The organism is Pseudomonas sp. E141, from assembly GCF_052659885.1.
Genome location: NZ_CP084024.1, coordinates 1,848,474 through 1,863,524, shown reverse-complemented (window position 1 = coordinate 1,863,524; position 15,051 = coordinate 1,848,474). Strand labels below are relative to the sequence as shown.

Below are 15,051 nucleotides of genomic sequence, written 5' to 3'. Positions count from 1 at the left end.
CATGAATAGCACGCTTATCCAGACAGACCGTTTCGCCCTGAGCGAAACCGAGCGCTCGGCCATCGCGCACGAGCTGCATCACTACGAAGACCCGCGCGCGGCGTCGATCGAAGCCCTGAAGATCGTTCAGAAGGAGCGTGGCTGGGTGCCTGACGGCGCGCTCTACGCCATCGGCGAGATCCTCGGCATCCCGGCCAGCGACGTCGAAGGTGTTGCCACCTTCTATAGCCAGATCTTCCGCCAGCCAGTGGGTCGCCACATCATTCGCGTCTGCGACAGCATGGTCTGCTACATCGGCGGCCACGAGTCCGTGGTCGGCGAGATCCAGAACAAGCTGGGCATCGGCCTGGGCCAGACCACCGCAGACGGGCGCTTCACCCTGCTGCCGGTGTGCTGCCTGGGCAACTGCGACAAGGCCCCGGCGCTGATGATCGACGACGACACCTTCGGTGACGTCCAGCCTGACGGCGTCGCCAAACTGCTGGAGGGCTACGTATGACCCTGACTTCCTTCGGGCCCGCCAACCGCATCCAGCGTTCGGCCGAAACCCATCCCCTGACCTGGCGTCTGCGTGACGACGGCGAAGCGGTGTGGCTGGACGAATACCAGGCCAAGAATGGCTACGCCGCCGCGCGCAAGGCATTCACCGACATGGCCCAGGACGACATCGTCCAGACCGTCAAAGACTCCGGCCTCAAGGGTCGCGGCGGTGCCGGCTTCCCCACTGGCGTGAAGTGGGGCCTGATGCCCAAGGACGAGTCCATCAACATCCGCTACCTGCTGTGCAACGCGGATGAAATGGAGCCCAACACCTGGAAAGACCGCATGCTGATGGAGCAACTGCCCCATCTGCTGATCGAAGGCATGCTGATCAGTGCCCGTGCGTTGAAAACCTACCGTGGCTACATCTTCCTGCGCGGCGAATACACCACCGCCGCCAAGCACCTGAACCGTGCCGTGGAAGAAGCCAAGGCCGCTGGCCTCTTGGGCAAGAACATCCTGGGTTCGGGCTTTGATTTCGAGCTGTTCGTCCACACCGGTGCCGGGCGCTACATCTGCGGTGAAGAAACCGCACTGATCAACTCCCTGGAAGGCCGCCGCGCCAACCCGCGTTCCAAGCCGCCCTTCCCTGCCGCCGTCGGCGTGTGGGGCAAGCCGACCTGCGTGAACAACGTCGAGACCCTGTGCAACGTGCCGGCGATCATTGCCGACGGCGTCGACTGGTACAAATCCCTGGCCCGCGACGGCAGCGAAGACATGGGCACCAAGCTCATGGGCTTCTCCGGCAAGGTCAAGAACCCTGGCCTGTGGGAACTGCCATTCGGCGTAACCGGCCGCGAGCTGTTCGAAGACTACGCCGGCGGCATGCGCGACGGTTACAAGCTCAAGTGCTGGCAGCCCGGCGGCGCTGGCACCGGTTTCCTGTTGCCGGAACACCTGGACGCACAGATGTACGCCGGCGGCATCGCCAAAGTGGGCACCCGTATGGGTACCGGTCTGGCCATGGCGGTGGACGACAGCGTCAACATGGTTTCCCTGCTGCGCAACATGGAAGAATTCTTCTCCCGTGAATCGTGCGGTTTCTGCACCCCTTGCCGCGATGGCCTGCCGTGGAGCGTCAAGCTGCTGCGCGCCATTGAAAACGGCGAAGGCCAGGCCGGCGACATCGAGACCCTGCTGGGTCTGGTGGGTTTCCTCGGCCCGGGCAAGACCTTCTGTGCTCATGCACCGGGTGCCGTGGAGCCGTTGGGCAGCGCGATCAAATACTTCCGCTCTGAATTCGAGGCCGGCATCGCGCCAACGCGCGCAGGCGATCTCAATCAGGTGGTCACGCCGACCATGGTCGGCGCGTAACGACGCTTTAAAAGGCGAAGGGTCCGTGCCCTTCGCCTTTCGTCCGATGACGCCTTTGAAAGGCTGTTTGGATTCGGACGAATAACAAGATTCCATTAGCCACGCCCGCTGACACCGGGCCAACGAAGAACTTTGAACCATGGCCACTATCCACGTAGACGGCAAAGAGCTCGAAGTCGATGGCGCAGACAACCTGTTACAGGCATGTCTGTCCCTGGGCCTCGACATCCCTTATTTCTGCTGGCACCCCGCCCTTGGCAGCGTAGGCGCCTGTCGCCAATGCGCGGTCAAGCAGTACACCGACGAAAACGACAAGCGTGGTCGGATCGTCATGTCCTGCATGACCCCCGCCACCGACGGCAGCTGGATCTCCATCGACGACGAAGAAGCGAAAGTGTTTCGCGCCAGCGTCGTCGAATGGCTGATGACCAACCACCCTCACGACTGCCCGGTCTGTGAGGAAGGCGGCCACTGCCACCTGCAAGACATGACGGTGATGACCGGCCACAACGAGCGCCGTTATCGCTTCACCAAGCGCACCCACCAGAACCAGCAACTGGGCCCGTTCATCTCCCACGAGATGAACCGCTGCATCGCCTGCTACCGCTGCGTGCGTTTCTACAAGGACTATGCCGGCGGCACCGACCTGGGCGTGTTCGGCGCCCACGACAACGTGTACTTCGGTCGCGTTGAAGACGGCACCCTGGAAAGCGAGTTCTCCGGCAACCTCACCGAGGTCTGCCCGACCGGTGTGTTCACCGACAAGACTCACTCCGAGCGCTACAACCGCAAGTGGGACATGCAGTTTTCGCCGAGCATCTGCCATGGCTGCTCCAGCGGTTGCAACATATCCCCGGGCGAACGCTACGGCGAACTGCGTCGCATCGAGAACCGCTTCAACGGTTCGGTGAACCAGTACTTCCTGTGCGACCGTGGCCGTTTCGGCTATGGCTACGTCAACCGCAAGGATCGTCCGCGCCAGCCATTGCTCGCCAACGGCGCCAAGCTGAGCCTGGACGAAGCGCTGGACAAGGCCGCCGAACTGCTGCGCGGGCGCAACATCGTCGGTATCGGTTCGCCACGTGCCAGCCTGGAAAGCAACTACGCCCTGCGTGAACTGGTCGGCGCCGAGCACTTCTACAGTGGCATCGAAGCCGGTGAGCTGGAACGCATCCGCCTGGTCCTGCAAGTGCTCAAGGACAGCCCGCTGCCCGTGCCGACGATGCGTGACATCGAAGACCACGATGCGGTGTTCGTCCTGGGTGAAGACCTGACCCAGACCGCCGCGCGCATGGCCCTGGCCCTGCGCCAGTCGGTCAAGGGCAAGGCTGAAGACATGGCCGACGCCATGCGCGTACAGCCATGGCTCGATGCCGCCGTGAAGAACATCGGCCAGCACGCGCTGAACCCGCTGTTCATTGCCAGCCTGGCTGAAACCAAGCTCGACGACGTCGCCGAAGAATGCGTCCACGCAGCACCGGATGACCTGGCGCGCATCGGTTTTGCCGTGGCCCACGCCCTGGACGCCAGTGCCCCGGCCGTCGAAGGTTTGGACAGTGAAGCGGCCGCGCTGGCCCAGCGTATCGCCGACGCCCTGCTCGCGGCCAAACGCCCACTGATCATCGCCGGCACCTCGTTGGGTTCCAAGGCACTGATCGAAGCCGCCGCCAACATCGCCAAGGCGCTGAAGCTGCGCGAGAAGAACGGTTCCATCAGCCTGATCGTGCCGGAAGCCAACAGCCTCGGCCTGGCCATGCTCGGTGGCGAGTCGCTGGACGCGGCCCTGCAAGCGGTGATCGACGGCAGCGCCGACGCCATCGTGGTGCTGGAAAACGACCTGTACACCCGCACCGACAAGGCCCGGGTGGACGCTGCCCTGAATGCCGCGAAAGTGCTGATCGTTGCCGACCACCAGAAAACCGCCACCACCGACCGCGCCCACCTGGTGCTGCCGGCGGCGAGCTTCGCTGAAGGCGACGGTACGCTGGTCAGCCAGGAAGGTCGCGCCCAGCGCTTCTTCCAGGTGTTCGACCCGACTTACCTGGACGCCAGCATCCTGGTCCATGAAGGCTGGCGCTGGCTGCATGCCCTGCGCGCCACCTTGCTGAACCAGCCGATCGACTGGACGCAACTGGACCATGTCACCGCCGCCGTCGCTTCGAGCAGCCCGCAACTGGCTCGCATCGTCGATGCCGCGCCATCGGCCGCGTTCCGCATCAAGGGCCTGAAGCTGGCCCGCGAACCGCTGCGCTACTCCGGTCGCACCGCGATGCGCGCCGACATCAGCGTCCACGAACCACGGACCTCCCAGGACAACGACACTGCGTTCTCGTTCTCCATGGAAGGTTACTCGGGCTCCGCCGAACCGCGCTCGCAAGTGCCGTTCGCCTGGTCGCCGGGCTGGAACTCGCCGCAAGCCTGGAACAAGTTCCAGGACGAAGTCGGCGGTCACCTGCGTGCCGGTGACCCGGGCACTCGCCTGATCGAAAGCCAGGGCGATGGCCTGAGCTGGTTCGCCAGCGTGCCGCGCGCCTTCAACCCGGCACCGGGCACCTGGCAGGTCGTACCGTTCCATCACCTGTTCGGCAGTGAAGAGAACTCTTCCAAAGCCGCTCCGGTCCAGGAACGCATCCCGGCCGCCTACGTGTCGCTGGCCAAGTCCGAAGCCGATCGCCTGGGCGTCAACGACGGTGCCCTGCTGAGCCTGAACGTCGCGGGCCAGACCTTGCGTCTGCCGCTGCGCATCAATGAAGAACTGGGCGCCGGCCTGGTGGCCCTGCCGGCTGGCCTGGCGGGTATTCCACCGGCGATATTCGGCAAAACCGTCGACGGTCTGCAGGAGGCAGCGCAATGAGCTGGTTTACCCCTGAAGTGATCGACGTGATCCTGACGGTTCTCAAGGCCATCGTGATTCTGCTGGCCGTGGTGGTCTGCGGTGCGCTGCTGAGTTTCGTCGAACGTCGCCTGCTGGGCTGGTGGCAGGACCGTTACGGTCCGAACCGCGTCGGCCCGTTCGGCATGTTCCAGATCGCCGCCGACATGATCAAGATGTTCTTCAAGGAAGACTGGACGCCGCCGTTTGCCGACAAGGTGATCTTCACCCTGGCACCGGTCGTGGCCATGAGCGCCTTGCTGATCGCCTTCGCGATCATCCCGATCACCCCGACCTGGGGCGTGGCGGACCTGAACATCGGCCTGCTGTTCTTCTTCGCCATGGCGGGTCTGTCGGTGTATGCGGTGCTGTTCGCCGGCTGGTCGAGCAACAACAAGTTCGCCCTGCTGGGCAGCCTGCGGGCCTCGGCCCAGACTGTGTCCTACGAAGTGTTCATGGGCCTGGCGCTCATGGGCGTGGTGGTCCAGGCCGGCTCGTTCAACATGCGCGACATCGTCGAGTACCAGGCCCAGAACCTGTGGTTCATCATTCCGCAGTTCTTCGGTTTCTGTACCTTTTTCGTGGCCGGCGTGGCCGTGACTCACCGTCACCCCTTCGACCAACCGGAAGCGGAACAGGAACTGGCCGACGGTTATCACATCGAATATGCCGGCATGAAATGGGGCATGTTTTTCGTCGGTGAATACATCGGCATCATCCTGATCTCGGCACTGCTGGTGACGTTGTTCTTCGGTGGCTGGCACGGTCCGTTCGGCATCCTGCCGCAACTGTCCTTCGTCTGGTTCGCCCTGAAGACCGCGTTCTTCATCATGCTGTTCGTCCTGCTGCGCGCCTCGATCCCGCGCCCGCGCTACGACCAGGTGATGGACTTCAGCTGGAAATTCTGCCTGCCGCTGACCCTGATCAATTTGCTGGTGACCGCTGCGATCGTGTTGATGAACACGCCTGCGGCCGCGGTTCAGTGAGGATTTGACCCATGTTCAAATATATTGGCGACATCGTTAAGGGTACCGGTACCCAACTGCGAAGCCTGGTCATGATCTTCGGCCATGGCTTTCGCAAGCGCGACACCCTGCAATACCCTGAAGAAGCGGTCTACCTGCCGCCGCGTTATCGCGGCCGCATCGTCCTGACCCGCGACCCCGACGGCGAAGAACGCTGCGTGGCCTGCAACCTGTGCGCCGTAGCGTGCCCGGTGGGCTGCATCTCGTTGCAGAAAGCCGAAACCGAAGACGGTCGCTGGTACCCGGACTTCTTCCGTATCAACTTCTCGCGCTGCATTTTCTGCGGCCTCTGCGAGGAAGCGTGCCCGACCACCGCGATCCAGCTCACGCCGGATTTCGAAATGGCCGAGTTCAAACGTCAGGACCTGGTGTACGAGAAAGAAGATCTGCTGATTTCCGGTCCCGGTAAAAACCCTGATTACAACTTCTATCGTGTTGCAGGTATGGCCATTGCCGGTAAGCCAAAAGGCGCCGCGCAAAATGAAGCCGAACCGATCAACGTGAAGAGCTTGCTGCCTTAAGGAAGAAAGATGGAATTCGCTTTCTATTTCGCATCGGGTATCGCGGTGGTCTCCACGCTTCGAGTGGTCACCAACACCAACCCTGTGCACGCCCTGCTCTACCTGATCATCTCGCTGATCGCCGTGGCCATGACCTTCTTCAGCCTCGGTGCGCCGTTTGCCGGTGCGCTGGAAGTGATCGCCTACGCCGGCGCCATCATGGTGCTGTTCGTGTTCGTGGTGATGATGCTGAACCTGGGCCCGGCCTCGGTGCAGCAAGAACGCTCCTGGCTCAAGCCGGGCATCTGGGCGGGGCCGGTGATTCTCGCCGCGCTGCTGCTGGGTGAACTGCTGTATGTACTGTTCGCTCACCAGAGCGGCCAGGCCATCGGCCACACCACCGTAGACGCCAAGGCCGTGGGCATCAGCCTGTTCGGTCCGTACCTGCTGGTGGTCGAACTCGCCTCGATGCTGCTGCTTGCCGCAGCCGTCACGGCGTTCCATTTGGGCCGTAACGAGGCGAAGGAGTAATCACATGCCTGCTATCCCTCTCGAGCATGGTCTGGCGGTTGCCGGCATCCTGTTCTGCCTCGGTCTGGTCGGCCTGATGGTCCGCCGCAACATTCTGTTCGTGCTGATGAGCCTGGAGGTCATGATGAATGCCTCCGCCCTGGCCTTCATCGTCGCGGGCGCTCGCTGGGCGCAGCCGGATGGGCAAGTCATGTTCATCCTGGTGATCAGCCTGGCAGCCGCTGAGGCCAGTATCGGCCTGGCGATTCTGTTGCAGCTGTATCGCCGCTTCCACACTCTCGATATCGACGCTGCCAGCGAGATGCGCGGATGAACCTACTCTTTCTGACTTTCGTATTTCCCCTCATCGGTTTCCTGCTGCTGTCGTTCTCTCGTGGACGCTGGTCGGAAAACCTTTCGGCGCTGGTTGGCGTGGGGTCCATCGGCCTGTCTGCCATCGTCACGGCCTACGTGATCTGGCAGTTCAACGTCGCCCCGCCTGAAGGTGGCGCGTACGTGCAGGTGCTGTGGCAGTGGATGGCGGTGGAAGGCTTCACGCCGAACTTCGCCCTGTACCTGGATGGCCTGTCGGTGACCATGCTGGGCGTGGTGGTCGGCGTGGGTTTCCTGATCCACCTGTTCGCCTCCTGGTACATGCGCGGCGAAGCCGGTTACTCGCGCTTCTTCGCCTACACCAACCTGTTCATCGCCAGCATGCTGTTCCTGGTGCTCGGCGATAACCTGCTGTTCCTGTACTTCGGCTGGGAAGGCGTGGGCCTGTGCTCGTACCTGTTGATCGGTTTCTACTACAGCAACCGCAACAACGGTAACGCGGCGCTCAAGGCGTTCATCGTGACCCGGATCGGCGACGTGTTCATGGCCATCGGCCTGTTCATCCTGTTCCAGCAACTGGGCACCCTGAACATCCAGGAGCTGCTGGTACGTGCTCCGCAGCACTTCCAGGCCGGCGACTTCTGGATCGTCCTGGCGACCCTGATGCTGCTGGGCGGCGCTGTCGGTAAATCCGCGCAACTGCCGTTGCAGACCTGGCTGGCGGATGCGATGGCTGGCCCTACCCCGGTTTCGGCACTGATCCACGCCGCAACCATGGTGACTGCCGGTGTCTACCTGATCGCCCGTACCCACGGCCTGTTCGCCCTGGCGCCAGACATCCTGCACCTGGTCGGCATCGTCGGTGGCGTGACATTGGTGCTGGCCGGTTTCGCAGCCCTGGTCCAGACCGACATCAAGCGTATCCTCGCCTACTCCACCATGAGCCAGATCGGCTACATGTTCCTGGCCCTGGGCGTCGGCGCCTGGGAAGGCGCGATCTTCCACCTGATGACCCACGCCTTCTTCAAGGCGCTGCTGTTCCTTGCTTCCGGTGCGGTGATCGTTGCCTGCCACCACGAGCAGAACATCTTCAAGATGGGCGGCCTGTGGAAGAAACTGCCACTGGCCTACGCCAGCTTCATCGTCGGCGGCGCGGCCCTGGCGGCCCTGCCACTGGTCACCGCCGGTTTCTACTCCAAGGACGAGATCCTCTGGGAAGCGTTCGCCAGCGGCAACCAGGGTCTGCTCTATGCCGGCCTGGTGGGTGCGTTCATGACCTCGCTGTACACCTTCCGCCTGATCTTCATCGCGTTCCACGGTGAAGCCAAGACCGAAGCCCACGCTGGCCACGGCATTGCCCACTGGCTGCCACTGTCGGTGCTGATCGTGCTGTCGACCTTCGTCGGCGCAATGATCACGCCACCGCTGGCCGATGTACTGCCGCAAAGCGTCGGCCATGCCGGCGGCGACGCCAAGCACAGCCTGGAAATCGCTTCGGGCGCCATCGCCCTGGCCGGTATCCTGCTGGCCGCCCTGCTGTTCCTGGGCAAGCGTCGCTTCGTCACGGCGATCGCCAACAGCGGCATCGGGCGATTCCTTTCGACCTGGTGGTTCGCTGCCTGGGGCTTCGACTGGATCTACGACAAACTGTTCGTCAAGCCATACCTTGCGATCAGCCACATTCTGCGCAAAGACCCGCTCGACCAGACCATTGGCCTGATCCCGCGCATGGCCAAGGGCGGCCACACTGCCCTGAGCCGTACCGAGACCGGTCAACTGCGTTGGTATGCGGCTTCCATGGCGGCTGGCGCCGTGCTGGTTATCGGCGCCATCGTGCTGGTAGCGGTCTGATATGAACCTTGCGAACTTGCGAAAGGAAACGAGCCCGTCATGATTCTGCCCTGGCTAATCCTGATCCCCTTCATCGGCGGCCTGCTGTGCTGGATGGCGGAGCGTTCAAGCTCCACCCTCCCGCGCTGGATTGCGCTGCTGACCATGTCCCTGGAACTCGCACTCGGCCTCTGGCTCTGGGCGACCGGCGACTATTCATTTGCTCCGGCCCCTGGCGCCGATCCAACCTGGGCGCTTGAGTTCAAGCACATCTGGATCGAACGCTTCGGTATCAGCGTGCATCTGGCTCTCGACGGCCTGTCGCTGCTGATGATCCTGCTGACCGGCCTGCTGGGTATCCTCTCGGTCCTGTGCTCCTGGAAAGAGATCCAGCGTCACGTCGGTTTCTTCCACCTGAACCTGATGTGGATCCTGGGCGGTGTCGTCGGCGTGTTCCTGGCGCTGGACCTGTTCATGTTCTTCTTCTTCTGGGAAATGATGCTGGTGCCGATGTACTTCCTCATCGCGCTCTGGGGTCACAGTTCTTCGGACGGCAAGAAAACCCGGATCTACGCGGCGACCAAGTTCTTCATCTTCACCCAGGCTTCCGGCCTGATCATGCTGGTGGCGATCCTTGGCCTGGTGCTGGTCAACTTCAACAACACCGGCGTGATTACCTTCAACTACGCCGACCTGTTGAAAGTGCAGATGTCGCGCACCACCGAGTATGTGCTGATGCTGGGCTTCTTCATCGCTTTCGCGGTGAAGCTGCCGGTGGTGCCGTTCCACTCCTGGCTGCCGGACGCCCACGCCCAGGCGCCGACCGCAGGTTCCGTGGACCTGGCCGGTATCCTGCTCAAGACCGCCGCCTACGGCCTGCTGCGCTTCGCCCTGCCGCTGTTCCCCAATGCCTCGGCCGAGTTCGCGCCGATTGCCATGACCCTGGGTCTGATCGGGATTTTCTACGGTGCGTTCCTGGCGTTCGCCCAGACCGACATCAAGCGCCTGATCGCCTTCTCCAGTGTTTCGCACATGGGCTTTGTGCTGATCGGGATCTACTCCGGCAGCCAGTTGGCCCTGCAAGGCGCGGTGATCCAGATGCTGGCCCACGGCCTGTCGGCTGCGGCACTGTTTATCCTCAGCGGCCAGTTGTACGAGCGTCTGCACACTCGGGACATGCGTGAAATGGGCGGTATCTGGTCGCGCATCGCTTACCTGCCGGCCATCAGTCTGTTCTTCGCCGCGGCGTCCCTGGGCCTGCCGGGCACCGGTAACTTCGTCGGCGAGTTCCTGATCCTGATCGGCTCGTTCGTCAGCGCTCCGTGGATCACCGCCATCGCCACCTCTGGCCTGGTGTTCGGTTCGGTCTACTCGCTGATCATGATCCACCGCGCCTACTTCGGCCCGACCAAGTCGGATGAAGTGCTGCGCGGCATGGACGGTCGCGAACTGATCATGGTGCTCGGCCTTGCGGTGCTGCTGGTTTACCTCGGCGTCTACCCGCAACCGTTCCTCGACACCTCTGCCGCCACGATGCATGGCGTGCAGCAGTGGCTCGGCACCGCCTTCTCTCAACTCGCTTCGGCCCGGTAAGAGCGCTATGGAATTCACGATTCAACACTTTATCGCGCTTGCGCCGCTGTTGATCACCAGCGCCACGATCATCGTGGTGATGCTGGCGATCGCCTGGCGGCGCAATCACTCACAGACCTTCCTGCTGTCGGTGGCGGGGCTGAACCTGGCCCTGCTGTCGATTTTGCCGGCCCTGAAAGTCGCGCCGCTGGCGGTCACCCCGCTGTTGCAGATCGACAGCTTCGCCTGCCTGTACATGGCGCTGATCCTGGTCGCCACCCTCGCCTGCGTCACCCTCGCCCACGCCTACCTCGGCGATGGCGGTACGGGTTACCCGGGCAACCGTGAAGAACTGTACCTGCTGATCCTGATGGCCGCCGCCGGTGGCCTGGTCCTGGTCAGCGCGCAGCACCTGGCCAGCCTGTTCATCGGTCTGGAGCTGCTGTCGGTGCCGGTCTACGGTCTGGTGGCCTATGCCTTCTTCAACAAGCGCTCCCTGGAAGCCGGCATCAAGTACATGGTGCTGTCGGCCGCCGGTTCCGCGTTCCTGTTGTTCGGCATGGCCCTGCTCTACGCCGAAGCCGGCACCCTGAGCTTCGTCGGCATCGGTCAGGCCCTGGCGGCCACCGGCCTGCCTAGCCCGATCGCGCAACTGGGCCTGGGCATGATGCTGATCGGCCTGGCGTTCAAACTGTCGCTGGTACCTTTCCACCTCTGGACCCCGGACGTCTACGAAGGCGCCCCGGCGCCGGTGGCGGCGTTCCTGGCCACCGCGTCGAAAGTCGCAGTGTTCGCGGTGATGGTGCGGTTGTTCCAGATCTCGCCAGTGGCCAGCAGCGGTGTGCTGAGTGACGTGCTGACCATCATTGCCATCGCGTCGATTCTGTTCGGTAACCTGCTGGCGCTGACCCAGAGCAACCTCAAGCGTCTGCTGGGTTACTCGTCCATCGCCCACTTCGGTTACCTGCTGATCGCGCTGATCGCCAGCAAGGGCCTGGCGGTGGAAGCCATCGGCGTGTACCTGGTCACCTACGTGATCACCAGCCTTGGCGCGTTCGGCGTGATCACCCTGATGTCCTCGCCGTACAACGGCCGTGACGCCGACGCCCTGTACGAATACCGCGGCCTGTTCTGGCGCCGTCCGTACCTGACCGCCGTGCTGACCGTGATGATGCTGTCCCTGGCCGGCATCCCGCTGACCGCCGGCTTCATCGGCAAGTTCTACATCATCGCCACCGGCGTCGAGGCTCACCAATGGTGGCTGGTCGGCTCCCTGGTGCTGGGCAGTGCCATCGGCGTGTTCTACTACCTGCGCGTGATGGTCACCCTGTACCTGATGGAACCGAACCTGCGTCGCCACGATGCCGAGTTGCACTGGGAACAGAAGGCAGGCGGCGTGATGCTGCTGGCTATCGCCGTACTGGCGTTCTTCCTCGGTGTGTACCCGCAGCCGTTGCTGACCCTGGTTCAGCAGGCCGGCCTGACGGGTTGATCACCCGAACGCTGTAGCATCAAAAAATGCCCGTATCGCTTGATACGGGCATTTTTTTTGGGCTGTAGAAGTCGCCTACCTCGGGCTATCCTGAGGCGCTTGAACATACGACTCCAAGAGGGAAAGGCTTTGGGCATGGATATCGATTGCGTGGTGGTGGGCGCGGGCGTGGTCGGGCTCGCCGTGGCTCGGGAACTGGCCCAGGCCGGTCACGAAGTGCTGTTGATCGAAGCCGGCGAAGCCATCGGCATGGGCACCAGCTCGCGCAATTCCGAAGTCATCCATGCCGGCATTTATTACCCTCCGGGGAGCCTCAAGGCGCAGCTATGTGTCGAGGGTCGCCAGCGGTTGTACGCGTATTGCGAGAGTCACCGGGTCGCGACCCACAGGCTTGGCAAATTGATCGTTGCCAAGGATCAGCTTCAGGTGGAGGGGCTCAAGGCCTTGTTTGAGCGAGGATTGAAGAACGGTGTCGACGACCTGCGTCTGCTCGATCAGCAGCAGGCGCTGGAGCTGGAGCCCGCTCTGGCGTGCGTGGCCGCGCTGTATTCGCCTTCCACCGGTATCGTCGACGCGCACGCACTGATGCTGGCCTTGCAGGGGGATGCCGAAGCGGCCGGTGCCGACATCGTATTCCACACGCCCTTGCTGAGGGCACGGACCATCACCGGAGGTTTCATGCTGGAACTGGGTGGTACGGCGCAGATGAGCGTGTCCTGCCGCCGACTGATCAACGCCGCCGGCCTCCAGGCGCCCGCCCTCGCCCGCCGTATCGAAGGCCTGACGCCGCACTCGGTGCCCCGCGATTATCTGTGCAAGGGCAGCTACTTCAGCCTGACTGGACGCGCGCCTTTCCGGCATCTGATCTACCCCGCTCCGGAAGCTGCCGGCCTGGGCATTCACATGACCTTGGATATGGCGGGCCAGGCCCGATTCGGCCCGGACACCGAGTGGCTCGAGCGCGAGGACTACCGCGTGGACCCGGCCCGGGCCGAGGCCTTCTACCCGGCGATTCGCAATTATTGGCCTGGCTTGCCGGACCAAAGCCTGCAACCGGGCTACAGCGGCATCCGTCCGAAAATTTCCGGCCCCGACGAGCCGGCCCGGGACTTCCTCATCAGCAGCCCCGCCGAGCATCAGGTCCCGGGGCTGATCAATCTATTCGGGATCGAATCGCCAGGGCTGACCTCCTGCCTGGCGCTTGCCGGGCGGGTGCGGCAACTGATCGTCTAGCGGTGGGGCAGCGCAAAGTGCAATGCATTTTTCCATGCCCTCATGCAGGCTGCACGACCCGCAAAAAACAGACTGATATAACCTGCTGTTTTAAAACGAGTTTATATAAATCATTGGCTGGCACGACTGATGCAATTTCCTTGTAACGCGGCGTTGGCGCTTGAAGCCGGCCCGCATCCGTGAATTGCCAGGAGCTACATATGAACGCCATCGACCTGTTGAAAGCCGACCATGAACGCGTCAAGGCCATCCTTGCCCAGCTGAGCGAATCAACCAGCCGAGGCATCAAGAAACGCACCGACCTGTTGGCGAAGCTGGAAATGGAAATCTCCATTCATACCCGACTGGAAGAAGAGATTCTCTATCCGGCCTACAAGCAGGCCGGCGGCAAGGAGCAGGCCGAGATGTACTATGAGGCCAAGGAAGAGCACCGCACCGTCGACTCGCTGGTGCTGCCGGACCTGAAGAACACCGACCCGTCCACCCCAGAATTTGCCGGCCGGGTGAAAGTGGTCAAAGAGTTGCTTGAGCACCATATCGAAGAAGAGGAAACCGAGATGTTCCCTCAAGCCAAAAAACTGCTGGGCAAAGCGACGCTGGAGTCGTTGGGCGAGCAGATGGAAGCCATGAAGGCGCAGTACAAAAAAGAAATGAGCAGCTCCAGCCTGGCCGCCTGATCAGGCGCTGCCGATGCGTTCAGCCGTTTGCCACGGCTGAACGCAGCCGGGCAGCTCACTGCATCTGTTCTCGCAAGAACTCCACCAACGCCTGAACCGGGCGTGAACTTTGCCGATGTTGCGGATAGACCGCCGACAGCGCCAAGGCCTCTGTCTCGAAGCCTTCGAGCACCTTGATCAATCGTCCGTCTTTCAATGCCTCTCCGACAATGAACGTCGGCAGATACGTGATGCCCATGCCCGCGACAGCCGCGTCCCTGAGCAAATCGCCGTTATTGGCACGCATGCGTCCGGCGACCTCCAGGGTCAGCGGTTTGCTGCGTCCACCGAACCGCCATTGCACCTGACGGCTATGCCCATAGGGCAGGCAATCGTGATTGCGTAGGTCTTCGGGCCGTTCGGGCGTGCCGCGTTGCGCCAGGTAGGCGGGGCTGGCGCAGTACACTCGCTCAATGGTCGCGATGCGCCGGGCGATCAACGTCGAATCCTCCAGCACGCCAATGCGCAGCGCAATGTCGTAGCCTTCCCCCAGCAGGTCAACCGAGCGATCACTCAAATCCACTTCGACACTCACCTCTTGGTGGCGCTGCAAGAACAGCGGTAACAGGCTGCCCAGGTGCGCGACCGCGAACGACAGCGGTGCGCTGAGACGAATGGTGCCGCGAGGCTCGCTGGTCTGGCCGCTGATGCCCTGCTCCACCTGTTCGACTTCACTGAGCAGGCGCAGCGCTGCTTCGTAATAGCGCTGGCCCAGCGGTGTCACATCCAGCCGTCGTGTCGAGCGATTGAGCAAACGCACGCCCAGTCGCTGCTCCAGCTCCATGAGCTTGCGGCTGACGAACTGCTTGGACAGCCCGAGCTTTTCCGCCGCCGCGGTGAAACTGCCCGACTCCATGACCTGGGCAAAAATGCGCATTTCTTCGAAGGGGTTCATTGTCATTCCAAGGTGGACAGTCGGGATGTTCTGGTGGGTATTGTGGATAGGGTGAGACAGGTTGCATAGAGGGTTAAGGTGTAGCCGTCATCGCGAGCAAGCTTTGCTCCCACAAGGATCTTGTGGTCACCCTGAATAAATGTGGGAGCGAGCCTGCTCGCGATGACGGCCGATCGGCTTGCCGAAAAGTGGATGCCAGGCACAAAAACGCCCGCACAA

General features: G+C 62.5%; 13 protein-coding genes. 12 read left to right on the top strand and 1 reads right to left on the bottom strand.

The annotated features are described in order from the left end of the window. The first annotated feature begins 1 nt into the window (after position 1). The 12 genes from nuoE to GKKCFE_RS08340 all read left to right on the top strand — a co-directional run bounded on the left by nuoE (position 2) and on the right by GKKCFE_RS08340 (position 13,898). Positions 2 to 499, top strand: coding sequence for an NADH-quinone oxidoreductase subunit NuoE (gene nuoE, locus GKKCFE_RS08395; protein ID WP_445577723.1), 498 nt, complete (start codon positions 2 to 4; stop codon positions 497 to 499). Further along, the gene (gene nuoF, locus GKKCFE_RS08390) at positions 496 to 1,854 is read left to right on the top strand and encodes an NADH-quinone oxidoreductase subunit NuoF (protein WP_076385483.1); all 1,359 of its coding nucleotides are present in this window, start codon (positions 496 to 498) and stop codon (positions 1,852 to 1,854) included. The genes nuoE and nuoF overlap by 4 nt, the downstream gene beginning before the upstream one ends. A 139-nt stretch (positions 1,855 to 1,993) precedes the next feature. After that, positions 1,994 to 4,708 (top strand): NADH-quinone oxidoreductase subunit NuoG, encoded by a 2,715-nt coding sequence (nuoG, locus tag GKKCFE_RS08385; protein WP_047227736.1) that lies wholly within the window; start codon positions 1,994 to 1,996, stop codon positions 4,706 to 4,708. Then, positions 4,705 to 5,712: an NADH-quinone oxidoreductase subunit NuoH gene (nuoH, locus tag GKKCFE_RS08380; RefSeq protein WP_047227737.1), complete on the top strand. Its 1,008-nt coding sequence runs from the start codon at positions 4,705 to 4,707 to the stop codon at positions 5,710 to 5,712. Before nuoG ends, nuoH begins: the two co-directional genes overlap by 4 nt. Before the next feature lie 11 nt (positions 5,713 to 5,723). Beyond that, positions 5,724 to 6,272, top strand: a complete 549-nt coding sequence (gene nuoI / locus GKKCFE_RS08375) for an NADH-quinone oxidoreductase subunit NuoI (protein ID WP_047227738.1) — start codon at positions 5,724 to 5,726, stop codon at positions 6,270 to 6,272. Positions 6,273 to 6,281: 9 nt separating this feature from the next. Beyond that, on the top strand, positions 6,282 to 6,782 hold the full coding sequence (gene nuoJ, locus GKKCFE_RS08370) for an NADH-quinone oxidoreductase subunit J (RefSeq protein ID WP_047227739.1): 501 nt from the start codon (positions 6,282 to 6,284) through the stop codon (positions 6,780 to 6,782). A gap of 4 nt (positions 6,783 to 6,786) precedes the next feature. After that, the gene (gene nuoK / locus GKKCFE_RS08365; protein WP_044463936.1) at positions 6,787 to 7,095 is read left to right on the top strand and encodes an NADH-quinone oxidoreductase subunit NuoK; all 309 of its coding nucleotides are present in this window, start codon (positions 6,787 to 6,789) and stop codon (positions 7,093 to 7,095) included. Further along, a complete protein-coding gene (nuoL, locus tag GKKCFE_RS08360; RefSeq protein ID WP_445577722.1) occupies positions 7,092 to 8,945 on the top strand; it encodes an NADH-quinone oxidoreductase subunit L in 1,854 nt (617 codons plus the stop codon). The genes nuoK and nuoL overlap by 4 nt, the downstream gene beginning before the upstream one ends. Before the next feature lie 39 nt (positions 8,946 to 8,984). Next, entirely contained in the window at positions 8,985 to 10,517 is a 1,533-nt protein-coding gene (nuoM, locus tag GKKCFE_RS08355) for an NADH-quinone oxidoreductase subunit M (RefSeq protein WP_047227741.1), read from the top strand. Between the two features lie 7 nt (positions 10,518 to 10,524). Beyond that, on the top strand, positions 10,525 to 11,988 hold the full coding sequence (gene nuoN / locus GKKCFE_RS08350; protein WP_047227742.1) for an NADH-quinone oxidoreductase subunit NuoN: 1,464 nt from the start codon (positions 10,525 to 10,527) through the stop codon (positions 11,986 to 11,988). 129 nt (positions 11,989 to 12,117) lie between these two features. Continuing rightward, entirely contained in the window at positions 12,118 to 13,221 is a 1,104-nt protein-coding gene (locus tag GKKCFE_RS08345; RefSeq protein ID WP_445577721.1) for an NAD(P)/FAD-dependent oxidoreductase, read from the top strand. 200 nt (positions 13,222 to 13,421) lie between these two features. After that, positions 13,422 to 13,898 (top strand): hemerythrin domain-containing protein, encoded by a 477-nt coding sequence (locus GKKCFE_RS08340; RefSeq protein ID WP_047227744.1) that lies wholly within the window; start codon positions 13,422 to 13,424, stop codon positions 13,896 to 13,898. Positions 13,899 to 13,953: 55 nt separating this feature from the next. Here the strand turns inward: GKKCFE_RS08340 and GKKCFE_RS08335 are convergent, their stop codons facing one another. Further along, on the bottom strand, positions 13,954 to 14,832 hold the full coding sequence (locus tag GKKCFE_RS08335) for a LysR family transcriptional regulator (protein ID WP_076385489.1): 879 nt from the start codon (positions 14,830 to 14,832) through the stop codon (positions 13,954 to 13,956). Positions 14,833 to 15,051 lie beyond the last annotated feature (219 nt).